Source organism: Methylosinus sp. KRF6 (assembly GCF_018887255.1).
In the GTDB taxonomy this organism is placed as follows: Bacteria; Pseudomonadota; Alphaproteobacteria; order Rhizobiales; family Beijerinckiaceae; genus Methylosinus; species Methylosinus sporium.
The window spans coordinates 1,046,598-1,066,516 of record NZ_JAHLJF010000001.1 but is presented as its reverse complement, the minus strand read 5'-3'; the positions used below and the strand labels follow the sequence as shown (position 1 = coordinate 1,066,516).

The following is a 19,919-nucleotide window of genomic DNA, read 5'->3' as shown; positions in this document are numbered from 1 at the left end:
CGGGGCGCTCGAACCCGGGAATGGCAGGAGTGGAGGGGACTGGCCATTCTGTTGAGTTTCAACGAGTTGGGCAGAAACTCCGCTCCTTTCTGTCTACGGATATCAAGGATGCGTCAATGATGATGTCTCACTCTCCGACGGTTCACCAACGGATGGCGAGGCCCAATAGAAGATTGTCCACCTTACGCTATCGGCACGCTGCTTTCGATTTGTCGACATGTCGATTTTCGCGTCCGCGTATTGGCGCAATGCGACGCGAATTCATTGCGCCTGTATCGATTTCTCGGCGAGAAGATGCAGTAGATGCAAGAATTCCCGTTGTCTTACCCCTTTATCACCTCGGCGCTCCGCAGCCTTCCGCAATTGCTCGAATACGCCGAAAATCTGATCACGCGTTATTAGATTGGTGCTTCCCGCTCGTGCAGATTGAGTTTTCTTCGCTTCGCTTTTGGCTGTTTGAATATAAAAATCTGCTAAATTCTCGGCATCCTCACTCGACATTAACGGCTCAAGCGAGATCAGGTTTTGAAATCTACTGCGAAAGGCGGGGAGCGCGGCCGAGTACCGGCGCATCGCGTCTGGCGTAAGCGCAATCATCATAAAAAGGTGACGAGGAAGAGCGTCGATGATCGCACGCATTGCCGAAAGATACCGTACAACTGCGGTGGGTCCGAGCACGCCGTCCTGTTTCTCAAGCTCATCTAGCAGGAGAAAAATACCCTGCAGTACGTTCGTGGCGCTGCTCACCAATACAAGGTCCCGTAGAGCAGCAGTTTTCGATTCAACAGTATCAAGTCTAAAGAGGACACCGAGCGCTTCGCGGTGCGCCTTTAGCAACCGAAAACCTAAGAGCCACTCCATCATAAGATCGATTCGATCTTGATCAGCTTTGCTATTGACTAAATATTGTAGGGCAGATCGCATATCCTGCCCACGCACTGTCTTCAGCGGTTTTGAATCTTTCATCAGGCTTTCGGTCAGCTTCTTTAGATGCGCAGGGCCAAGTTCCTGAAACAAACGCCGAATAATGCCGTCAAAAGAGGCCTCCGGATCAGCTAGATATCTTACGACGTAGTAGCCGTCCGTATCGGCCAAGCTGTCTTGGATCTCCGACTCGTAAAAGTTAAGAAAGTTCGTTTTGCCGACGCCTTGCGTGCCCTCGATTACCACCACTTGAGTAGTGCCATCACGCAGGAAGGTGATAATTCGTTCTTCCGCATCATCGTCTGCCGGCAGACGCTGATGTGGGTTGTGCGCGGTGTGAGTCGACGAGGGAAACGGATTTGACAGTACGCCGAAGCGAGAGAAAAGCTCTGAGGCCCTCCCGGCTGCGCTTTGCGCCCGTAGTTTATCGCGTAGGCTCATTAGCTCACACTTTCTATCAGGAGGCTCGTGCTTGACTTTCCGGGAATAAGATAGTCCCCTCTGTAGAGATGAACAGTTTCCACAGTCGGAACGCCAGAGGAGATACGTAGCACGTTGAGCTTATGCTCATCGAACCGGACCTCCGTGGTGGACCCTTCAGTCGAACGTTTTAGCAACCCTTCGTTGCTCGCAATTTCCAATAGCGTGCGTGCGATTTCGGGGTGGATGCCGTCCTCGCGAATGAGCGTCTCAAGCCAGCCGCCCGTCGAAACGAGCCCATCGCCATGGTCAAGTTGGTGAAAGCGTCTGAGAGCGATATCTGCAAACTCCCTCGGACTGGGGTTGGTCGGTGTCGGGAATATGCCCTCGTTAGCGATAGAAGCGCAAAGACAACACACTTCTCCAAGCGTCTTGTATGTTGTAGCCGCGCGTCCAAATCTCTCCGACTTCCACGTTTGTCCGACGGAAAGACTCCCCAAGTCTTTTAAAAAAAGCGCAAACGAGGGAGCTTGTGCAAATATCGAGGAGGCCGCCGCTGTATCTTGGGTAAGGAGGGCATCCTCCAATTTATGCAACCGATCAGTCGCAATCCATACGCCCCCCTCAACGTCGATTAGTTCTGCCGAAATTAGAAACCGCCGGTATTCGTCAACCGTGCGAGGGCTCTGAACAGAGACAATTTGGGCAACCGCATCAACCGAAAGTTGTCCCTGCTTCGCCAATGCGTCAACGACAGAAAAGAGTGTGCCGACACCGAAACGTTGCACAGCAATGGAGGAGGCAGTTTTGTTTGCAGTCACCGAGCTTGTCGTGAGCCCGTCCTGTTTCAAAGTTGCGGACTTCGGACGCTGCTCGATCTGATCGGAGGTTGCCGGCCGCGCCGAAAGGTTGCTGTCGTCGCACCAAAGAAGATCTGCATGCGACTGATAAGGTGCCCATGATAACCCTTCGCCAATGGCAGATATTACAATGGCATCCTTTTTGTCGGTTGTGGTGAGTCTGACGGTGCCGAAAGCGGTAGCGAATTCCCAAACGAGGGAAGTCAGCGCAACTTCGTGTAGGCCGCCGTTGAATGGGTTCAGCGTTGCGCCGGTAAGTCGCTTGCCAAAAAGATCTTCGGGGACGACCGCGCTAAAAAACAATGGCATGATCCCTTCGGCAAGAGCCATCCGCGCAAGCCCCTGGTCGCTTGTAAGCAGTTGCACCTTGTGACCGTGGTTGGATTGAGCCTGATGCTGTCGTGCTGTTTCAAGAATGAGCCTATCTGCATAGGATTGTATAGCAACGGTCAAGTTTAGATCATTGATTTCTGGGTCTTTGTCTTGCTGAAAGGCGCTCCGCAGCGGATCACCTAGCAAGAAAGTGCGCTCGATCTCCGTATCTTCATGGAGTTCCAGCCGAAGCAATACTCGTTGTCCGCCCTGGCTCATGAGGTGGTCGACAAGAAGGTCGGCTGAGCGGATTCGCGCCCCTCTACGGTTGTCCAAGAATCGGTGGCAAAAGTTAATGATCTCCATGTGGACGATCGCGGGAACCTTGACGCGAGCTGCGGGGTGCAGGAAACGAGCTACGAAATCTAGGCCACCTTGAACCGTGCCAGAAGTGTCTGCCACCACGGTGGTCGATCTACGGAACGGCATTGCTGCCAATGCTTGGGGGTCAAACTTAGGCGATTGGAGGCCTACACGCACGGGAGTTGCCGCTACGGAGGTTAGCACCTTACGCAATTTTGGCTCGGCTTTGGACTTGGCATCTGCGTTCTTCCAGGTAATCAGGTCGCACAGATCATTGTAAAATGTTTCCAGCTTAGGCAGTATCCATTCAAATCCGCCCCGCCGAACGGCAGAGGCTAGGTCAGTTTCGGAACAGCCCTCGGCCTTCAGCTCAATTTTACCTAAATTGAGCCAGCCACCTGCAATGAATGCTTTCTCCTCCCGCACATCAAACGAGCAAACGAGATCACGCGTAAACAGCCGCGCAATTAGGGTGGCCGCTTCGTGCGGCGTGGTGAGTCTGTAGTTCGTCATCGGACCAAGACCGAAATTCCAGGTTGATCAGCAAATGAACTCCGTAGCCATTCCAGATGTAGTTTCAGCGCTAAAAGAGGATTCAATCTATGCGGGGCCTCATCATCGTCGCATAGCGTCTGTTGACTAATCGTCCATTCGGCGCTTCCTGCAGCAATTATCCTATCTGCTTCTACAAAGAAATCTTGTAGCGCGCTGAAGCGTCGCTCGGCTGGTGGGCGCGCTGCGTCGAAACGGTCGAAAAGAAGTTCCCGAAGATGCGTGCGATCCCCTTCGCCTGACACGCCACCGAAGGGATCCTCCAACATATGCCACGAGTAAATTTCTTGCAGAAGGTCGCCATCAGAGGAGACGATTTGCTGATCCCTGGTGGGGCCAAACCGTACTAACAGCGTTTTGTCAGGCGCAAAATCACGCCAAACCGAGAATTTCAGCTTCACAGATGAATCGCCTGCCACTTTCTCCACCCTGCAATTTGCGCTCCTCGGTTGATATCAAGCATATATCAACGCTGGATTGCGATCTGCGAACGTCGCGTGACTTTATGCCAGAGAAGGCGCTTAGGCCACTCTGTCCACTGATCACAAATCGGTCATCCCCGGCTTTGCCGGGCGCGGCGCATTCCCTACGACGCTGCCCCTTACGCTCGGTGACTCGTGCGGGAGCAGGAGTGGCGCTCGGGCAAGGTGCGCTTGAGTGGCGAGACGTCGCTCTTCGTCGCTATTACACTCCAGTTCTTCGCGGATCTGCTCGATCGCCGCGAGGCGGCGCGCCGGCCGTTTCGCCTCACCGATTGGAGCGAGACGCGTTCTGATGTCGACGCTGCCGCCGCTGCGAACCGCCGGAAGAAATCAGCGCTAGAATTGGCTTAAGTGACGGCGGAATGCAAAGGCCCCACCGGCGGCGGCCGGCGGGGCTGACTTCGAACGGCGGTCGATGGTGCTATCGGCCGATATGTTTGCTGATATCGGGCCAGAATATTCCGAGCGCGGTCGTTCCGAGCAACGCGACCGCCCACCAGAATATTTTCTCGCCCCCCTTGCGAGCGCCGAGGCGTAGAGATCGCACGAACTCCATATCCTTACGCATCTCGGCTCGCTCTTCCGGCGAGCGGCAATCGATTCCGAGCGTCATTTCGAACTTTTCCGCGAGCGCCTCGCGCACGGCTTCTTTGACGTCATTCTTCGTCAGCTCGACCATTTCTTTCCCCTAATTTGCGCCTTGCGCGCCTCGGCAGACCCGTGCCTCGGCGTCGAGGCGCGAGAGGTCGCGGACGATCGCGACGGCGTCCTTGTCGCGATGCGTCTCGACGAAGGCCGCCGCCCGCTCGAGGTCCGCATCGTCGAGCGGCGTCGGACAGATGCGCGCGAGCTGGCGCTTGATCTCGGCCTTTCGGGCTTCCGGCGTCGCCTGCGCGGTCACGGCCCTAACCGCCGCGATCGGCGGCGGCGCGCCGTCGTCGCAGGCTGCCAGCGAGAGAATCGGGATCATCAGGCTCAGAAGGAAGGCTCGCGCGCGCATCGGCAGTCTCCGCGATCGCTTGTTGCGTTTCATTGGCGGCTTCGGCGGCGCCCGCGCGTTCGTGGGCGCTCGCCGTGTCGGTGCGTTGCCGATCGCCCGTCCAGGCCGATGCGACGGCCTGAAAGAGCGAAGAGAACAACGCGCCGACCAAACTCGAGAGAAAGCTCACGCCGCCGCCGGAAGGCCGAGGGCCGCGGCGTCCGCCTCGGCCGGGATGACGCCGAGCCTGGACAGCTCGGCCACGATCAGCGGCTCAAGCAGATCGCCGGCCCATTTGGCGATTCGCGGCTCGTTCGCGACGAGGCGCGACGCAATCGCCACGATCAGGTCATTGGCGACGCCGATTTCGACCGTCTTGCCCTTGATGAGCCCGACCTCGGTCGCAATGACGTAGTTCGCGGCTTTGGAGATCGCGTCATTGGTCAGATAGGCGCGCAGCGCCGCCGGCGCGCCGCGCAGCGCCCAGCTCACGACGGCGACGACGAGGCCGACCGACGAGACGAGCAGAGAGGACAGCCAATCGCCCCAGGGAATGGAGACGATTTTCGCGGCCGGCGCGGCCGCCTCGGCCGCGAGAGCGGCGGGAGCCGCGCAGAGCGCGAGCGAGCATACGGCGGCGATCGCCGCGCCCGCCGAGAGCACGTTGCGTTTCATGAGTTTGCCTTTCGAGATTTGGGAAAATGGCCGGAAAGAACAGCTCGCGGGCGCTCGGCCGGGACGCCGCGAGTTCGAAGCCCGAGGCGGGCTATTCGAAGGCAGCTATTCGAAGGATTGTCCCGTCGCCGCCAATCGCGCGACGCCGCCGATATAGAGCAACAGCGGAGCGGCGAGCGAGATAACGACGACGGCCGCGACAATGAGCGCGGCGCGTTTCCAATTGATCGGGGATATGGGCGCGCCCCCTTTCACGCTTCGCTTCCGGCCTTGACGGCGCCGACGCGGAACGCGCCGTCATGCGTTCCTTTCGGAAAGGCGACGCCATGCGGCCAGGAATAGGAATGGATCACGCTTCGCGGATAGACCGTGATGCTCACGGCGTCGGATTGATTGCCGCCGAGGCCCCAGACATGCGTCCCGTCGAAGTCGACGACGAAAAAGACATGGCCGCCGCCATCGCGCTTCTTCGTCGCGATGGCGCCGACGATCGGCGACGAGAGCTTGTCGCCATATTTGGCGTAATCGAGCGCCCAGAGAGTCCCGCTCGACGGCAGTCCCGCCTTGCGCAGGCACGCGCCGACGAAGGCGGCGCACCACGGAACGGAATCATGCTCGACCTCGGGATGGCCGGCGAGCGCATATAGCTCGACGACTTTCGGATTGTCTTTCGCGCGGACGCCCTCATGCGTCCCGATATAGGAACGCGCGACTTCGATCCATTTCGGCAAAGCGATAGCGCATTGCGGCGCGAGGGCGCCGCTCGTCTCATTCGTCATGTGTCACCCTTCGGAAAGAGAGCGCGCCCGATGCGAACGCGCTCGCGGCTCGCCGGAATGGCGAACCGGATGGCTTGCGAGCCGCCGCCGCCCGTCCCGGATGGCCGACGCGCGCGCTCTTGCGTCGCCGCCGCGTCATGAGCTGTTGCAGCGGCTCGCGCCGGCGCATTTTCTCAACGGCCTCGCGATCGTCGCGCGAGCGCCGCTCGCCGATCTGTCTGCCGCCTTCGCGGAATTGATCGGCCGCTCGCTCTGGCTCGAGAACCTCAAGCCGTCGCAGACGCAGAATTTCGTCTCGCTCGCCTCCGGCCTCGTCGATTTGCGCTCCGATCTCTGCGAGGCGCTGGACTATAGAGCGCTGTTCGAGGCCTCGTCGCGCGAGGATGCGCTCGACGCGATCCGCGCGATCGACGGCGAGGCCGCCGCCAATGAGGCGGGCAAGCTCCGCAAGCCGAAGATCGTCGAGCGAGCCGCCTTGCTCGCACGCGACCGCCATTGGCTTCCCGAGGCGCTGGCGTCGCTGTCCGCATCGAAGCCGAGAGACGAGCGCTCGACCGCGCAAGCCATGGTCGAGGAAATCGCGCGCGACGAAGCGGCGAAGGCGGCAGGGCAGGGGAGCGACGGCGACGGCGCGCCGACGATCGCCCGGGCCGTCGAGCGCTTCCTCGAGGAGCGCTGCGTCCGCGGCGGCGAAGGCCGCATCAAGGCAAAGGCCTTGCTCGACCGCTTCGGCGAATTCGCCGAGGCCGAGGGCCTACGCAAGATCGGCTATGCGGAATTGAGCGAGGCGCTCGGCTCGCTCGGCTTCGAAAAGAAGCGGTCGAGCGACGGCGTCCATTACCTCGGCCTCGCCTTGCGCGACGACGCTGAGGCGCGGCAGGCGGCGGAGTGACGCCGAAGAGAGGAGCTTCCGCCATGGTCGTCGATTCGAAATGGTATCCGGAATGCTATCTCGACGAGGTCATGCCTCCGGGCCGCGCGGACCCGAGCGCATGGATCGTCGATATCGGCGGCGCGGCGCATCTCGCCGGCCTCGAGCAAGACGGCGACCAATGGGCGCGACCGCTTCGCGACGGCGACACGGTTCGCTTCTTTCGCTGCGACACGCATGACGAGATCGAATTGCGGCTCGCGGCGGACGGCCATGCGCTGGCGTCCGAGCCGCCGGCCGAATTCGAGCAATGCTGCGTCGGCGGCGGATGGCAGGGCGACACGCTCGCCGAGAGCGTCGACGAAATGGTCGCTGGGCTTCGCGAAGCGGACGCGCCGCCCGGCGACTACGACGTCTTTTTCTACACCTATTTCGACACCGGCCCTTGGCGCTTCGTCGCCGAGTCCCGGACGTTCGAGCAGGTTCAGTCGTGACGGTCGGCGGTCACAGGGTCGGTGATGCAAAGGAGGAGTCTGAAATGTCGAATCAGGGAATGGCCGTCGAAGGCGATCGCCCCGCGATTGGCCCCGAAGCGTCGCGCGCCTTCGTGCAGATCACGCCCGCGGTCCTCAACCCTCGAGAGGCGGCGAAATACATCGGCGTCGGCCGTACGAAGTTTTTCGAGCTGCTCAAAGACGGCGCAATCCCGATGAAGAAGTCCGGGAAACATACGCTCGTCAAAGTGTCCGACCTCGATGCGTGGATCGACGGCTTGCCGAGCGCGAGGACGCTTTCGTGAGCGTCAGTGCCGAGCCGCACGCAGATTATCAAAGTTTCAATCCAGAGCGCTTATTTTCTCTGTGAACAATGGCGAGCGCCAATGAAAATGCAGAAATATCCAATCTATTTGCAGCTCGTTAAAGAAGATTGCTCGGGCGTCGAGCATAAGGGCGGGCTCGGCGATCAGAATATCGCCAATATCGCGGATCGCGTTGAAGCGGAATTCGGCAAGAACGCCTATTCCGATTTTCTGCGGAAGCATGGTCACTATCCGGATGTGGCGCAGGCCGCCACGATCGGAAAATTGCTCGGCGGGCGCGTCCGGGCCTCGGACGGGTCGATGCAACCGCCGCTTTCGAAAGCGGATCGGGAGGCGATTAAAGCGATCCGGCGCCGGCGGAAGGACTGGAAACGCATCCAAGACCACTTATACCGCGTCAATACTGCGATTTCGGCCCTTTCCGTCAACGAGGACGAACCAGAGACGGTTGCTCGATATTTCCGGGAGCATTCATCGGTGCCGGATTCCATGCAACTCGAAGCTGCGATATCTTGGCTGAATCGATTCGCCGAGGAGTTGCGCCGCAATGAAAGTCAGTGCTCCGAAAACGCGGACCTTTGTAAACGAGATCATTCGGTCGAGCGATGGCCTGAGCATCGCCGAAATAGCAATGAAAATGAGAAAGAAGCATCCTGAAATTATAGCGGAGGAACAATTAGACCTCGAGAGCGTAGGTTTAAAAAAGATAATTGGCGACGTGCTTCGCTGGAAATCCGGTTCTGTTGCAGGCGCGCAACTCGATTTTTTTCGAGAATTCGGATTACCGAAGCGGATTTCAGTCGGAGTTTCTATAAGAGGCGCGAAAAAGCGTATCTATAGGAGCCGATATACCTTGACGTTGGCGGAAGCCGAAGCTTGCGTCGCGCAGCGCGAAAGGCCCCCTTCCAGATCCACGGTCACGGACGAACTCAAACGTGCGATCGCCTTCGCCAAGTCGAGAGGCGCCTCGTCCGAAGACAAGCTATTCGAGATTTGGCGTGAGGCGCATGGCGCAGGCGGTGGCCTCTGATTCGTCGTTCGAAGGGCGACTTTCACGCATCGCATCGACCTTGTCTGCCCACCATTGCATGAGCCGGCGGCGCTCTTCGAAGTAATCGGCGCAATGATAGGCGCGCCGCACTTCCGATCCGTCTTGATGCGCCAGCGCGCGCTCGACCGCGTCGAAGGCGAAGAGGCCCGACTCGTTCGCCATGGTCGAGAACGTCGACCGGAAGCCATGGGCCGAAATATCTTCCTTTCCGAAGCCCATGGCGCGCAGCGCGACATTGAAGGCGTTTTCCGAGAGGGGACGCCCAGGCCGCGGACTGGGGAATAGGAAGGGCGAGGCTGGACGGGCGAGCCCGTCTTGCTTCTTCAGTCGGCGAAGTATCTCGACCGCCTGCCGAGCGAGTGGCGCTCTATGCGGCTCGCGCATTTTCATGCGGCTCGCGGGAACCGTCCACACGCCCGCGTCGAGATCGAACTCGCCTTCCCATTGCGCGAGGCGCAGCTCGCCGGGCCGCGCGGCGGTCAGGGCGAGCAATTGCAGCGCCTCGCGGACTTGGCTTCCGCGGCCCTCATAGGCTTCGATCGCCCGCAGCAGAGCGCCGAACGCCTTCGGATCGAGGATAGCGGCGCGATGAACCGGCTTCGGCGCGGCGAGGGCGCCGCGCAGCAGCGCCGCGGGATCATGCTCGACGGCGCCGAGCGCGGCGCCGTAGCGAAAGATGCGCGAGAGGGTTGAGCGAAGCCTTGTCGCGGTCTCGAGCTGGCCCGCCTCCTCGATCGGCTTCAACAGATCCATGATCTCCGGAGCTTTGATCTCTGCGATCGGCCGGCTATCCAGCGACGCAATGAGGCCGACGAGCCATTTCGCTTTTTCGAGAGTCGCGTCGGCTTTTCCCTCGCGTTCGAGCTTGGCGAGCCAGCCGGATTTCACGCTTCCGAAAGTCACGATCTGCGCTGCTGCGACGGCCTTTGCGGCCGCCCGCGGGCTCGGGTCTTCTCCGCCGGCGACGCGTCGGCGAATATCGTGAGCGCGCTCCCGCGCTTCTTTGAGCGAAAGGGAAGGGTAGTCGCCGAGCGTCACACTGCGTTGCCGACCTTCGAAACGATAGGCGACATGCCAGCTCCGCACGCCATTCGGATGTGCCCAGAGTTGCAAGCCATAGCCGTCCGAGAATTTCGTCAGTTTCCCGTCTTTGGGCTTGGCGGCGCGGGCGAGCGCATCGGAAAGCGGCATGACGACATCGGCTGTTGGTATGGCGGGGCGGTCTCGACCGCATACCAACCCGATAACAACAATCTGCTGCGGATGCTACCGTATCTTGGCGGATCAAGGCGAGCTAAAAGCCGGCCTGACTACCCATCAATTCGCTGATTTTGCAGAGCAATAACGTCTCAGACCGGACGTGGGCGAACCGATGCGAATGTGTGAGAAAAAGCCAATGGTGCCCCTGGCCGGAGTCGAACCAGCACTCCTTGCGGAACTCGATTTTGAGTCGAGCGCGTCTACCAATTCCGCCACAGGGGCGCGGGCCGGCGGGGCCGGCGTCGCGGCGCGGATATTAGCCGGGCCGAAGCCTCCGTCAAGGCGACCTCGCACATCTTCGAGCCTCGAGCCTCGCTTCCGGACCGCCGAAATGATAAACGAGAGGCGCTCCGCCTTCCGAACCGGTTGGAAAATGATCAAAAAGCTCTACGACTGGACCATGTCGCTCGCCGCCAGCCGGCACGCGCCGCTCGCGCTCGGCGCCATAGCTTTCGCGGAAAGCTCTTTCTTTCCGGTTCCGCCGGATGTGATTCTCCTGCCCATGTCGCTGGCGCAGCCGAAGCGCTCCTGGCTCTATGCCGCGATCTGCACTGTCGGCTCGGTTGCGGGCGGCGCGCTCGGCTACGCCATAGGCGCGCTGTTCTACGACACGATCGGCCTCTGGCTCATCGATCTCTACGGCTACGCCGCCAAAATGGAGGCGCTGCGCGCCTTCTACGCCCAATGGGGCGCCATCTTCATTCTGGTGAAAGGGCTCACCCCCATTCCCTATAAGCTCGTCACCATCGTCTCCGGGCTGATGGATTATAATTTCGGCCTGTTCCTCGCGCTCTCGCTCGTCACGCGCGGCGCGCGCTTCTTCATCCTCGCCGCCGCCATCAATCATTTCGGCGATTTTCTGCGCGACAAGCTGGAGGCGAATTTCGGCGTGTTCGTCGGCGGCATGGCGGCGATCGTCGTCGTCGGATTCGTCGTGGCGGCGAAATTCCTGTGATCGCGGCGCTGCTCTCCACGCGGCGGCGCGCGGCGCTGGTCGTTCTCGGCGTCGCCGTCGCCACCATAGGCGGCGCCTGGATCTTCGAGGCGATGGGCTTCGCCCCCTGCGAGCTGTGCCTGAAGCAGCGCATACCCTATTACGCCGGCATTCCGCTCGCCGCCTTCGCGGCCATAGCGCTGCAGCGGGGCGGGGAGGGCGCCGCGCGCATCGCGCTGGCGCTGCTCGGGCTCTTGTTCGCGGCGGGGACGGCGCTGGCGCTCTATCATTCCGGCGTCGAGCTGAAGCTTTTTCCCGGCCCCTCCGAATGCACGGGGGCGCTGAGCAAGGCCGGCTCCTTCGACGATTTCCGCTCCTCGCTCGACAAGATGAAAGTGGTGAGCTGCGATCGTCCGGCGCTGCGCATTTTCGCGCTCACGCTCAGCAATTGGAATGTGCTGATCTCCGCCGCTCTCGCCGCCATCGCCTTTCGCGCCGCGCGCGGCCGCTGAAATTCTCCGAACGGCCTTGTCGCAGCGGCCGCTCGCGCCATCCTCTGCCCGATAGAGAATTGACCATTCTCGATCGGCGGCGGCGCGGCCCGCTCGCGAGCAATCGGAGAATTTCCATGCGAGTCTTCCAGCAATACGACATGCAGACGCAGGGCGTTCAGACCAGCCCGGACGGCTCGCCCAACACGCGGGCGCTCGGCCGGCATCTCATCCTATTGGAGAATCGTTTCAACGAATTGGCGAATGACGTCAATCTGATGCAGGACAAGCTGACGAAGATTCTCATCACGCTCGACAAGCTCGCCAATAAGGGCGCGCCGACAAATGGCTCCGTCACCAGCGCGGAGGCGCTGCGGCGGCTGCTGGGCTGACAGGCGCCGCGAACATCGGGCCGCAGCTAGCTTTCGGGGCGCGCGCGCCGAACGACTCCGCAGGCGGCGAAGAAAGCGTTCAGACGCTCCGCTTCGCCTTCGAAATCGCCATGGGCGATGGCGACGACTTTGCCGGATCGGCGGTCCACGTCGACCGTTTGTCGGCATTTGTGCGTGTGCCAGCGCTCGCCTTTGCGTATGCGATCCGTATAGATCACGGCGACGGACGTGTCGGAGACGTCGGCTCGATCGATCTCCGATTCGTAGACGACTTCATCGAATGTCGCATGCGCCCAAGCCGAGGCGGCGCGATAGGAGTCGATGATCGCGATGCGTCCCGTCACGACGTCGCCGCCCGTGTCGTAGGCGCAATCCTCGCTCAGAAAACGACTCGCCGTATCGAAATCATCGCGGTCGAGTGCCTTCGCCAGTCCTTCGACGATCGGGACGATGTCTCGCATGGATATCTTTCCGGCGATGTCGTTCTTCGGGAGCGAGCGCGCTCTATTCCACCGCGAGCCGCGCCCTTGCGCGCAGCTTCTCGGTCTCGCTCTTCAGCTGACCGCAGGCCGCGAGAATGTCGCGGCCGCGCGGCGTGCGCACCGGGCTCGCATAGCCGGCGTTGAACACGATGTCGGAGAAGCGCTCGATCGTCTCCCAATCGGAGCATTCATAGGGCGCGCCCGGCCAGGGGTTGAAGGGGATCAGATTGATCTTGGCCGGAATGCCCTTCAGCAGCCGCACCAATTCGCGCGCTTCCGCCGGGCTGTCGTTGACGCCCTTCAGCATCACATATTCGAAGGTGATGCGCCGCGCATTGGAGGCGCCGGGATAGTCGCGGCAGGCGTCGAGCAATTCGCGGATCGGATATTTCTTGTTGAGCGGCACCAGCTCATTGCGCAGCGGATCGCGCACGGCGTGCAGCGAGATGGCGAGCATGGGCCCGCATTCGGCGCCGAGCTTCTCGATTTGCGGCACGACGCCCGATGTCGAGACGGTGATGCGTCGCTTCGACAGCGACAGCCCGTCGCCGTCGGACATGATCTCGATCGCATTCTCGACCTGCTCGAGATTATAGAGCGGCTCACCCATGCCCATGAAGACGATGTTGGAGACGGCGCGCACATCCGGCCCCGAGGGCACGAGCCCATCGGTCGGCGGCTCGAGGCCGGGAAAATCGCCGAGCCGCGAGCGCGCGACGAGAAGCTGCGCGACGATCTCGCGCGTCGAGAGATTGCGCACCAGCTTTTGCGTGCCCGTATGGCAAAAGCTGCAATTGAGCGTGCAGCCCACCTGGCTGGAAACGCATAAGGTGCCGCGGTCGCTCTCGGGAATATAGACGCATTCGATCTCCGCGCCCTTGTCATTGGCGTCGACGGGGTCGAGCCGCAGCAGCCATTTGCGCGTGCCGTCGGTGGAGACCTGCTCGGCCGCGATCTCCGGCAGAGCCAAGGTGAAGCGCTCGGCGAGCTTCGCGCGCACGGCTTTCGAGATGTTGAGCATCTCGGAAAACTCTCGCGCGCCGCGGAAATAAATCCAATGCCAGAGCTGCGAGACCCGCATTCTGATCTCGCGCTCCGGTATCTCTATGGCGCCCAGCGCATCGGCCAGCTCGGCGCGTGTGGCGCCGGCGAGCGACGGGCGAGGATCGGAAGCGGAAGCGGCGGTCATCAAGTCCTCTTTTCTGCGAGGAAATCAGTATAACATGCGCGCCGGCCGACTCCATGGGGCGGCGAAGGGACGAAGACGGACATGGGAGACGGGCGGAAAATCGTCATAGCGACCTTCGGCTCGCTCGGCGACCTCAATCCTTACGTGGCGCTCGCTCACGCGCTGAAACGCCTCGGCTTTCGCCCGGTGATCGCCACCAGCGTCTTCTATCGCGACTGGATCGAGAGCGAGGGGCTCGGCTTCGCCGCCGTGCGGCCGGACGTCGAGGAATTGACCGAGCGGCTCGGTCTGGACTTGGGCGGCGTCGCCGATCGCGTCGCGCGCGACGACGGCTTCATGTTCCGCGAGCTGATCTTTCCCTATCTCCGCCAGAGCTTCGAGGATGTCGCGGCGGCGGGCGAGGGTGCGGCGGCGGTGGTCGCGCACAGCATCTGCTTCTCGGCGAAGCTCGCCGCGGAACGGCTCGCCGTGCCGCTCTTCGACGGCGTCGTGTCGCCGCTCTTCCTGTTTTCGGCCTATGATCCGCCGCTCGGTCCGCGCTCGCGCTTCGTGGCCGACCCGCGTTCCGGCCTCGCGCTCGCCTATAACAAAGCGTTGGCTTTCGCGGTGACGCATTTTCTCGCTTGGCAGGGGCGGCCGATCGCGCGGCTGCGGCGCGAGCTCGGCCTGCCGCATCGACGCGGGCGCGATCTTTTGACCGGCGGCTCCTATGCGCAGGCGACTCTCGGGCTCATGAGCCCGCTGCTGGCGCCGCCGCAGCCCGATCATCCGGCCAATGTCTTTCTCGCCGGCCATACCTTCCATGACCGTTTCACCGATGCGGCCGAGGGCTTGCCGGAGCCGCTCGTAGATTTCCTCGAAGCCGGCGCGCCGCCGATCGTCGTGACGCTCGGCAGCTTCGTCGTGCGCGGGCGCTCGGACTTCTACCGCGCCGCCGGCCATGCGGCGCTCCGCCTGGGGCGGCGCGCCGTGCTGCTGGTCGCGGAGGAGGAGCGAGAGGCTTTGGCCGAGGGGCTGCCGCCGCAGCTCTTCGTCGCCGGCCATATCCGCCATTCGCTGATATTTCCGCGCGCCGCCGTCGTGGCGCATCACGGCGGCTCGGGAACCTGCGGGCAGGCGCTGCGCGCCGGGCATCCGCAGCTCATCGTCCCCGTCTTCGGCGATCAGGGCGACAACGCCGCGCGCGTGGAGCGTCTCGGCGTCGGCCGGCGCCTCCCTTATGAGCAATGCTCGAGGGAGCGCCTCGTCGAGGAGCTGGGCGCTCTCTTTTCCGATGACCGCTACGCCGAAAGCGCCCGCGAGGCGGCCGGGCGCATCGGCCGCGAGGATGGCGCAGCCGCGGCCGCGGCGAAGATATCGGAGCTTGTCGGATGCGCGGCAGTTGCTGTCGAGGCTTAAGGATGACGAAGCTGGTTCTTATCGCGATCGCGATGATTTTGCTCGAATTATCGTCGGTTCGAGCCGGGGAGGCGCATCTGACGCTCGCAAAGGGCGAGACGCGGAGGCTCGAATTGATCGAGAATCCCTCCACCGGCTATGTCTGGCGCTTCGACCGAGCGGCGAGCACAAATCCGGCCATTGTGCGGGTCGTGGATGGCGGTTTCGTCCCTTCGGGCGACGAGTCGGAGCCGCCGCGAGCCGGCGCCCCCAGCCTGCGTTTTTTCCGCATCGAGGCCGTCGTCGCCGGCAGAGCGCGTCTCGTCTTCGTCGAGGAGCGGCCTTGGGAGAAGCAGGCGGTGCGCCGCCGGGAGGTCGAGGTTCGCGTGCGCTAGCGATCTGCGAGCCGGAAGGCGCGCTTCGCGAGACACTGGACCGCTACGACGATCCTTCCTTCGGCTTCAGCGCATCGGCGAGCCGCATTTGCGCCGAGCCGGGCTCGAGCGGCTTCTGCTGGCTCTCGTGCGGCGCCCAGCCGGAGAGCCAGACCAGCTCCATCGTCGCGCGCACGCGGCCGTCGGCGTCGGAGAAGCGCGTCGCGTAGATTTCCGCGGCCCGCAGCAGAACGGCGCGCCGCAGCGGCTTGCGGGAGCGCTGCGTCAGCACATTGGCGGCGCCCATGGCGCGCAGCTCGGCGCAGAGCGCGAACATGGAATCATAGCGCAGCGTGAAGGAGTCGACGTCGGTCACCGGCAGGGCGAAGCCGGCCCGCTGCAATAGCCCGCCGAGATCGCGCAGATCGACGAAAGGCGAGACGCGCGGGCTCGCCCCGCCGCAAATCTCGTCCTCCGCCTGGGCGAGCGCGGCGCGCAGCTCGATGAGGCTCGCGCCGCCCGGAAAACAGGCAAGAAAAAGCCCGTCCGGCGCCAGCATCCGCCGCGCCTGGGCGAGCGCGCCGGGGAGGTCGTCCACCCATTGCAGCGCAAAGCCGGAGACGATGAGGTCGAAGGCCTCCGCCGCGAAGGGCAGCGTCTCCTCCTCGGCGACGAGATCGACGCTCGGCTCCTGAAAACGCCCGGCCCGCAGCGGCGCGGGCCGCCCGCTCGCCGCGACGATCTGTGCGAAATGCGCCGCGGGCGTGCAGAGATCGAGCGAGCGGGGGAAGGGACGCTTTATGCCCCTCAGCCGATCGGCGAGATCGTCGGCGGCGCGGGCCAATAGAAAATCGGGCGCGCCGCGGGACGCCGCCCGCGCCAGCCGGCGGCGCAGCAGGGCGCGGTCGAAAATCGCCGGCGCGAACTGTCCATGTTCCATGCCCCGTCATGCCCCGAACACGCGCGCCGCGCAACCGGCGCCGCGCAAGGCCGAATTAAGGCGGAGATTTCCCCAGCTTCTGTCGCGCTTTAGCGAGACAGGTAAGGAAATCTTAGTGTTAAACCGTAACCGCAACTATGAGATGGCTGGCGCGAATTATGGCCGAAGCTAGAATGCGCGACATGTTCGAATGCGACGCCGGCCATTCGGAGAAGGTGTGAGCCATGAGCATTTCGTTTCGTCAGCGTATTTCGCGTTACACGGCCGCGGCGGCGCTCGCTTGCGGCCTCGCCTCGCTGCCGGGAGCGGCGAGCGCGGCGCATAATGTCGTCTCCTACAGCGCCCCGGTGCAGCCGGGCACGGTGGTGATCAGCGCCCGCCAGCGCAGCCTGTTCCTGGTCAATGGGGACGGCACCGCCATTCGCTATCCGGTCGCGGTGCCCAAGGCCGGCAAGGAATGGTCCGGTTACGCCCGCATCGACGGGAAATATGTGAATCCCGATTGGGTTCCGCCGGCGGTGGTCAAGCAGGACCATCCCGAGCTGCCCAATTTCATCCACGGCGGCTCGCCGCATAATCCGATGGGCGTCCGCGCTCTGACGCTCGATCGCAATCAGGTGGCGATCCATGGCACGACCAATAAAATGCGCGCCTCGGTCGGCACTGCGGCCTCCTATGGCTGCATTCGTATGCTGAACGAGGATGTCGTCGACCTCTATGAGCGCGTCAGCGTCGGCACGCCGGTGGTGATGACTCCTTAAAAAAGACGAGAGCGGAGCCGGTCCGCCGCGTCGCGCAGCTTCGCGCAAGCCGCGCGACGCAGACTTGTCCCACGGTTTTTCGTTTCGCGAATGCTTCAGCTTGTGGACGTCGTCTCGCCGCCTGTAGACCGGCGGAAACGAATCCACCACTGTGCGACAAATCAACGAACGCACATGAGGTTCGCGTCCACACATCGTCGAGTCGGCGGCATTTCAATTGTTTCGAGTAGAGTGAACGAGCAGGACGATTCGTTTCGTCGGGCGGTTTCCACAAGGGGAGCGCGAAGGCTCGCAGTCAGCGTCTGCGTCTCTGAAGAGAGAAGCGTCCGTCGCCCTTGTCTGGCCGACCCTCACATTAGGTTTCGCTCATGCTGATCGCACCTGACAAAGACTTCGACCGTCCCCGACATCCCGTCGATATCGTCGAGCAGCTGGCCTCCACCAATGACTGGAGCTTCGATCGCGACGACGAAGACGAGATTTCGATCTCTGTCGCCGGCGGTTGGACCGACTATCATGTGGCCTTCACTTGGCTGGCGGAGCTCGAGACTCTCCATGTGAGCTGCGCCTTCGATCTGCGCGTGCCGGAACGCCGCCGCACCGAGGCGCAGGCGCTGATCCGCACGATCAACGAACAGCTCTGGGTCGGCCATTTCGATTTGTGGCCGAGCGAGGGGGTCGTCATGCACCGCCAGGGCCTGCTGCTGACCGGCGGCGCCCAGCCCTCCGGTCCGCAATGCGCCGCTCTGCTGGACCATGCGCTGGAGACCTGCGAGCGCTATTATCAGGCGTTCCAATTCGTGCTCTGGGCCGGCAAGGGCGCTAAGGAAGCGCTCGAGACCGCGACCTTCGAGACCAAGGGAGAAGCGTGATCCAAATGGCCGACGCGGCCGAGCTGCCCCGCTCCATCACTCTGGTCGGGGCCGGAAAAATGGGTTTCGCCCTGCTGCAGGGCTGGGCGGCTCGCGGGCTTTCTGGCGCGGGCGTGACCATTGTCGAGCCGCAGCCTTCGCCGGCGCTCGTCTCGCTCGCGCAGGAGCGCGGCTTTCGCCTCAATCCGGAAAATCGCGAGGCCCCGCGCGCGCTTCTGCTCGCCGTGAAGCCGCAGGCGCTGGATCAGGTCGCGCCGACGATCGCGGGAGAAGCCGGCTCCGATACGCTCATCGTCTCCATTCTCGCCGGCAAGCGCGTCGCCGATCTTTCCGCTCGGCTGCCGCAGGCGCGGCTTTTTGTGCGCGCGATGCCCAACACGCCGGCCGCCATCGGCCGCGGAATCACCGGCGCCTTCGCCGCGCCCGCCGTCGATACGGAGAATCGCGCGCTGGCCGAGACTCTGCTCGCCGCCGTCGGCGAGGTGGTCTGGGTCGAGGCCGAGCCGCTGGTCGACGCCGTGACTTCCGTGTCCGGCTCCGGTCCGGCCTATGTCTTCTATTTCGTCGAATGCCTGACCAGAGCGGGCGTCGAGGCCGGCCTGCCGGAGGAGACGGCGGCGCAGCTGGCCCGCGCAACCGTTTCCGGCGCCGGCGAATTATTGCGTCAGAGCGCCGGTACGACGCCGGCGTCGCTTCGTCAGAACGTCACCTCGCCCGGCGGCACGACCGCAGCGGCGCTCGAGGTTCTGATGGCGAGCGACGGCCTCGCGCCGCTGCTGGAGCGCGCGGTCGCCGCGGCGAAGCGGCGAGCGGGGGAATTGTCTGGCTGAACGGCGCAAAGCGCTTCCGATCCGGCAAAAACGCCCTAAATTAACTTGCCTAAATTGACTTCTTGGAAGCGGCTGGCTTCGAGCGATGTGAGGAGGCGGCGATGGCGACGAGCGGCAAGACCAACGAAACAGGCAATGGAAGCGGCTCGGTCCGCGACCGGATCGTCGAATCCTTGATGCGGCTGGCGGCCCGCCGCGCCTTCGAGGATATCGCGATTTCCGACATCGCCCAGGACGCGGATGTCTCGCTCGCGGATTTCCGCGACAATTTCCCCTCCAAAGGCGCGGTGCTGGCGGCTTTCTCGCGCAAGATCGACCGGCAAGTGCTGGAGGATTTCTCCGGCCGCTACGCCTCCGAGCCCGCCAAGGAGCGGCTCTATGAGGTGCTGCTGCGCCGTCTCGAAGCGCTCGAGCCCTATCGTAATGCGCTGGAGTCGGTCTCGCAATGGGCCTCGACCGATCCGCTGGCGGCGGCCGCGCTCAACCGCGAGACGGTCAATTCCATGCGTTTCATGCTGGAGGCCGCCGACATAGACAGCGAAGGCGCGCTCGGCGCGTTGAAGCTGCAGGGCCTCTCCATCGCCTGGTGGCGCGTGCTCGGGACCTGGTTCGACGATCGCGACGTCGATCTGTGCCGCACCAAGGCCGCGCTCGACCGTGAGCTCTCACGCAGCGAGGCGGTGATCGAGCGCATCGAGGATGTGAGCCGCCTGACCTCGCCGCTGCGCGGTCTGGCGCGCGCCGTGTTCCGCGGAATGACCGGCCGCCGTCGCCACCGCCATCATGCGCGTGATCGCGACGATGAGTTCGAGGAAGATTATGAGGAGGCGCGTCGGCGTCATCACCACGCCGAAGACCATCCTCACGCCGAGGGCCATCACCACGGCGAAGGCCATCGCCGGCATCAGGACGACGCCACCGCCTGACGG

The 19,919-nt window shown here is 62.8% G+C and carries 26 protein-coding genes and 1 tRNA gene; 14 read left to right on the top strand and 13 right to left on the bottom strand.

All coding sequences use genetic code 11. The annotated features are described in order from the left end of the window. Positions 1-261: 261 nt before the first annotated feature. From KP010_RS05140 to KP010_RS05105, 8 genes are all read right to left on the bottom strand, one after another. On the bottom strand, positions 262-1,365 hold the full coding sequence (locus tag KP010_RS05140) for a hypothetical protein (RefSeq protein ID WP_142861379.1): 1,104 nt from the start codon (positions 1,363-1,365) through the stop codon (positions 262-264). Continuing rightward, a complete protein-coding gene (locus tag KP010_RS05135) occupies positions 1,365-3,392 on the bottom strand; it encodes a PIN domain-containing protein (protein WP_142861378.1) in 2,028 nt (675 codons plus the stop codon). The genes KP010_RS05140 and KP010_RS05135 overlap by 1 nt, the downstream gene beginning before the upstream one ends. Continuing rightward, a complete protein-coding gene (locus KP010_RS05130; protein ID WP_142861377.1) occupies positions 3,389-3,832 on the bottom strand; it encodes a hypothetical protein in 444 nt (147 codons plus the stop codon). Before KP010_RS05130 ends, KP010_RS05135 begins: the two co-directional genes overlap by 4 nt. 502 nt (positions 3,833-4,334) lie before the next feature. Further along, complete coding sequence (locus KP010_RS05125) at positions 4,335-4,592, bottom strand: hypothetical protein (RefSeq protein ID WP_142861376.1); 258 nt, start codon at positions 4,590-4,592, stop codon at positions 4,335-4,337. A gap of 9 nt (positions 4,593-4,601) precedes the next feature. Continuing rightward, positions 4,602-4,913 (bottom strand): hypothetical protein, encoded by a 312-nt coding sequence (locus KP010_RS05120; RefSeq protein ID WP_185966367.1) that lies wholly within the window; start codon positions 4,911-4,913, stop codon positions 4,602-4,604. A gap of 165 nt (positions 4,914-5,078) precedes the next feature. Further along, complete coding sequence (locus tag KP010_RS05115; RefSeq protein WP_142861375.1) at positions 5,079-5,567, bottom strand: hypothetical protein; 489 nt, start codon at positions 5,565-5,567, stop codon at positions 5,079-5,081. 105 nt (positions 5,568-5,672) lie between these two features. Further along, complete coding sequence (locus KP010_RS05110; protein ID WP_185966366.1) at positions 5,673-5,822, bottom strand: hypothetical protein; 150 nt, start codon at positions 5,820-5,822, stop codon at positions 5,673-5,675. Continuing rightward, positions 5,819-6,346, bottom strand: a complete 528-nt coding sequence (locus tag KP010_RS05105; RefSeq protein ID WP_142861374.1) for a TIGR02594 family protein — start codon at positions 6,344-6,346, stop codon at positions 5,819-5,821. Before KP010_RS05105 ends, KP010_RS05110 begins: the two co-directional genes overlap by 4 nt. Before the next feature lie 100 nt (positions 6,347-6,446). On the opposite strand from KP010_RS05105, the gene KP010_RS05100 reads away from it, so the two are divergent. The 5 genes from KP010_RS05100 (at position 6,447) to KP010_RS05080 (ending at position 9,067) form a co-directional block, all read left to right on the top strand. Then, on the top strand, positions 6,447-7,238 hold the full coding sequence (locus KP010_RS05100; RefSeq protein WP_216280510.1) for a hypothetical protein: 792 nt from the start codon (positions 6,447-6,449) through the stop codon (positions 7,236-7,238). A gap of 23 nt (positions 7,239-7,261) precedes the next feature. Further along, entirely contained in the window at positions 7,262-7,711 is a 450-nt protein-coding gene (locus KP010_RS05095) for a hypothetical protein (protein WP_185966364.1), read from the top strand. Next, a complete protein-coding gene (locus KP010_RS05090) occupies positions 7,708-8,016 on the top strand; it encodes an excisionase family DNA-binding protein (protein ID WP_185966363.1) in 309 nt (102 codons plus the stop codon). The genes KP010_RS05095 and KP010_RS05090 overlap by 4 nt, the downstream gene beginning before the upstream one ends. An 81-nt stretch (positions 8,017-8,097) precedes the next feature. Next, positions 8,098-8,694 (top strand): hypothetical protein, encoded by a 597-nt coding sequence (locus KP010_RS05085; protein WP_142861359.1) that lies wholly within the window; start codon positions 8,098-8,100, stop codon positions 8,692-8,694. Continuing rightward, a complete protein-coding gene (locus KP010_RS05080; RefSeq protein ID WP_216280509.1) occupies positions 8,669-9,067 on the top strand; it encodes a hypothetical protein in 399 nt (132 codons plus the stop codon). The genes KP010_RS05085 and KP010_RS05080 overlap by 26 nt, the downstream gene beginning before the upstream one ends. On the opposite strand, the gene KP010_RS05075 is transcribed toward KP010_RS05080, so the two are convergent. Beyond that, the gene (locus tag KP010_RS05075) at positions 9,020-10,279 is read right to left on the bottom strand and encodes an integrase arm-type DNA-binding domain-containing protein (protein ID WP_142861357.1); all 1,260 of its coding nucleotides are present in this window, start codon (positions 10,277-10,279) and stop codon (positions 9,020-9,022) included. The two genes, KP010_RS05080 and KP010_RS05075, sit on opposite strands and share 48 nt — an antisense overlap. Before the next feature lie 206 nt (positions 10,280-10,485). After that, positions 10,486-10,570: transfer RNA gene (locus KP010_RS05070), tRNA-Leu, on the bottom strand. Positions 10,571-10,721: 151 nt separating this feature from the next. On the opposite strand from KP010_RS05070, the gene KP010_RS05065 reads away from it, so the two are divergent. The 3 genes from KP010_RS05065 to KP010_RS05055 all read left to right on the top strand — a co-directional run bounded on the left by KP010_RS05065 (position 10,722) and on the right by KP010_RS05055 (position 12,165). Beyond that, positions 10,722-11,303 (top strand): YqaA family protein, encoded by a 582-nt coding sequence (locus KP010_RS05065; protein WP_174800264.1) that lies wholly within the window; start codon positions 10,722-10,724, stop codon positions 11,301-11,303. Further along, on the top strand, positions 11,300-11,794 hold the full coding sequence (locus KP010_RS05060) for a disulfide bond formation protein B (RefSeq protein ID WP_108916468.1): 495 nt from the start codon (positions 11,300-11,302) through the stop codon (positions 11,792-11,794). Before KP010_RS05065 ends, KP010_RS05060 begins: the two co-directional genes overlap by 4 nt. A 116-nt stretch (positions 11,795-11,910) precedes the next feature. Continuing rightward, entirely contained in the window at positions 11,911-12,165 is a 255-nt protein-coding gene (locus KP010_RS05055; RefSeq protein WP_216280508.1) for a hypothetical protein, read from the top strand. Positions 12,166-12,191: 26 nt separating this feature from the next. Here KP010_RS05055 and KP010_RS05050 read toward each other — a convergent pair whose 3' ends face one another. Together KP010_RS05050 and rlmN are read right to left on the bottom strand one after the other, a co-directional pair. Continuing rightward, the gene (locus tag KP010_RS05050; protein ID WP_142861355.1) at positions 12,192-12,626 is read right to left on the bottom strand and encodes a hypothetical protein; all 435 of its coding nucleotides are present in this window, start codon (positions 12,624-12,626) and stop codon (positions 12,192-12,194) included. 43 nt (positions 12,627-12,669) lie between these two features. Next, positions 12,670-13,836: a 23S rRNA (adenine(2503)-C(2))-methyltransferase RlmN gene (gene rlmN / locus KP010_RS05045; protein WP_142861354.1), complete on the bottom strand. Its 1,167-nt coding sequence runs from the start codon at positions 13,834-13,836 to the stop codon at positions 12,670-12,672. An 81-nt stretch (positions 13,837-13,917) separates the two neighbouring features. Here rlmN and KP010_RS05040 point away from each other — a divergent pair, with 81 nt between their 5' ends. Beyond that, positions 13,918-15,234, top strand: a complete 1,317-nt coding sequence (locus KP010_RS05040; protein WP_142861353.1) for a glycosyltransferase — start codon at positions 13,918-13,920, stop codon at positions 15,232-15,234. 2 nt (positions 15,235-15,236) lie between these two features. Continuing rightward, the gene (locus KP010_RS05035; RefSeq protein WP_185966362.1) at positions 15,237-15,608 is read left to right on the top strand and encodes a protease inhibitor I42 family protein; all 372 of its coding nucleotides are present in this window, start codon (positions 15,237-15,239) and stop codon (positions 15,606-15,608) included. 43 nt (positions 15,609-15,651) lie between these two features. Here KP010_RS05035 and KP010_RS05030 read toward each other — a convergent pair whose 3' ends face one another. Next, entirely contained in the window at positions 15,652-16,527 is an 876-nt protein-coding gene (locus tag KP010_RS05030) for a methyltransferase domain-containing protein (protein ID WP_142861351.1), read from the bottom strand. A 224-nt stretch (positions 16,528-16,751) separates the two neighbouring features. Here KP010_RS05030 and KP010_RS05025 point away from each other — a divergent pair, with 224 nt between their 5' ends. The 4 genes from KP010_RS05025 (at position 16,752) to KP010_RS05010 (ending at position 19,916) form a co-directional block, all read left to right on the top strand. Further along, positions 16,752-17,288, top strand: coding sequence for a L,D-transpeptidase (locus tag KP010_RS05025; protein ID WP_108916475.1), 537 nt, complete (start codon positions 16,752-16,754; stop codon positions 17,286-17,288). Between the two features lie 368 nt (positions 17,289-17,656). Then, on the top strand, positions 17,657-18,160 hold the full coding sequence (locus KP010_RS05020) for a YbjN domain-containing protein (protein WP_108916476.1): 504 nt from the start codon (positions 17,657-17,659) through the stop codon (positions 18,158-18,160). Positions 18,161-18,165: 5 nt separating this feature from the next. Beyond that, on the top strand, positions 18,166-18,990 hold the full coding sequence (proC, locus tag KP010_RS05015) for a pyrroline-5-carboxylate reductase (protein ID WP_142861350.1): 825 nt from the start codon (positions 18,166-18,168) through the stop codon (positions 18,988-18,990). 101 nt (positions 18,991-19,091) lie between these two features. Then, entirely contained in the window at positions 19,092-19,916 is an 825-nt protein-coding gene (locus tag KP010_RS05010; RefSeq protein ID WP_142861349.1) for a TetR/AcrR family transcriptional regulator, read from the top strand. The last annotated feature ends 3 nt before the right edge of the window (positions 19,917-19,919 follow it).

Coding starts and splice junctions, on each gene's coding strand:
- KP010_RS05075 (WP_142861357.1), bottom strand. CDS start 10,279: ATGCCGCTTTCCGATGCGCTCGCCCGCGCCGCCAAGCCCAAAGACGGG.
- KP010_RS05055 (WP_216280508.1), top strand. CDS start 11,911: ATGCGAGTCTTCCAGCAATACGACATGCAGACGCAGGGCGTTCAGACC.
- KP010_RS05050 (WP_142861355.1), bottom strand. CDS start 12,626: ATGCGAGACATCGTCCCGATCGTCGAAGGACTGGCGAAGGCACTCGAC.
- KP010_RS05095 (WP_185966364.1), top strand. CDS start 7,262: ATGGTCGTCGATTCGAAATGGTATCCGGAATGCTATCTCGACGAGGTC.
- KP010_RS05035 (WP_185966362.1), top strand. CDS start 15,237: ATGACGAAGCTGGTTCTTATCGCGATCGCGATGATTTTGCTCGAATTA.
- rlmN (WP_142861354.1), bottom strand. CDS start 13,836: ATGACCGCCGCTTCCGCTTCCGATCCTCGCCCGTCGCTCGCCGGCGCC.
- KP010_RS05080 (WP_216280509.1), top strand. CDS start 8,669: ATGAAAATGAGAAAGAAGCATCCTGAAATTATAGCGGAGGAACAATTA.
- KP010_RS05115 (WP_142861375.1), bottom strand. CDS start 5,567: ATGAAACGCAACGTGCTCTCGGCGGGCGCGGCGATCGCCGCCGTATGC.
- KP010_RS05030 (WP_142861351.1), bottom strand. CDS start 16,527: ATGGAACATGGACAGTTCGCGCCGGCGATTTTCGACCGCGCCCTGCTG.
- KP010_RS05010 (WP_142861349.1), top strand. CDS start 19,092: ATGGCGACGAGCGGCAAGACCAACGAAACAGGCAATGGAAGCGGCTCG.
- KP010_RS05040 (WP_142861353.1), top strand. CDS start 13,918: ATGGGAGACGGGCGGAAAATCGTCATAGCGACCTTCGGCTCGCTCGGC.
- KP010_RS05025 (WP_108916475.1), top strand. CDS start 16,752: ATGAGCATTTCGTTTCGTCAGCGTATTTCGCGTTACACGGCCGCGGCG.
- KP010_RS05140 (WP_142861379.1), bottom strand. CDS start 1,365: ATGAGCCTACGCGATAAACTACGGGCGCAAAGCGCAGCCGGGAGGGCC.
- KP010_RS05125 (WP_142861376.1), bottom strand. CDS start 4,592: ATGGTCGAGCTGACGAAGAATGACGTCAAAGAAGCCGTGCGCGAGGCG.
- proC (WP_142861350.1), top strand. CDS start 18,166: ATGGCCGACGCGGCCGAGCTGCCCCGCTCCATCACTCTGGTCGGGGCC.
- KP010_RS05135 (WP_142861378.1), bottom strand. CDS start 3,392: ATGACGAACTACAGACTCACCACGCCGCACGAAGCGGCCACCCTAATT.
- KP010_RS05065 (WP_174800264.1), top strand. CDS start 10,722: ATGATCAAAAAGCTCTACGACTGGACCATGTCGCTCGCCGCCAGCCGG.
- KP010_RS05105 (WP_142861374.1), bottom strand. CDS start 6,346: ATGACGAATGAGACGAGCGGCGCCCTCGCGCCGCAATGCGCTATCGCT.
- KP010_RS05085 (WP_142861359.1), top strand. CDS start 8,098: ATGAAAATGCAGAAATATCCAATCTATTTGCAGCTCGTTAAAGAAGAT.
- KP010_RS05120 (WP_185966367.1), bottom strand. CDS start 4,913: ATGCGCGCGCGAGCCTTCCTTCTGAGCCTGATGATCCCGATTCTCTCG.
- KP010_RS05100 (WP_216280510.1), top strand. CDS start 6,447: ATGGCCGACGCGCGCGCTCTTGCGTCGCCGCCGCGTCATGAGCTGTTG.
- KP010_RS05020 (WP_108916476.1), top strand. CDS start 17,657: ATGCTGATCGCACCTGACAAAGACTTCGACCGTCCCCGACATCCCGTC.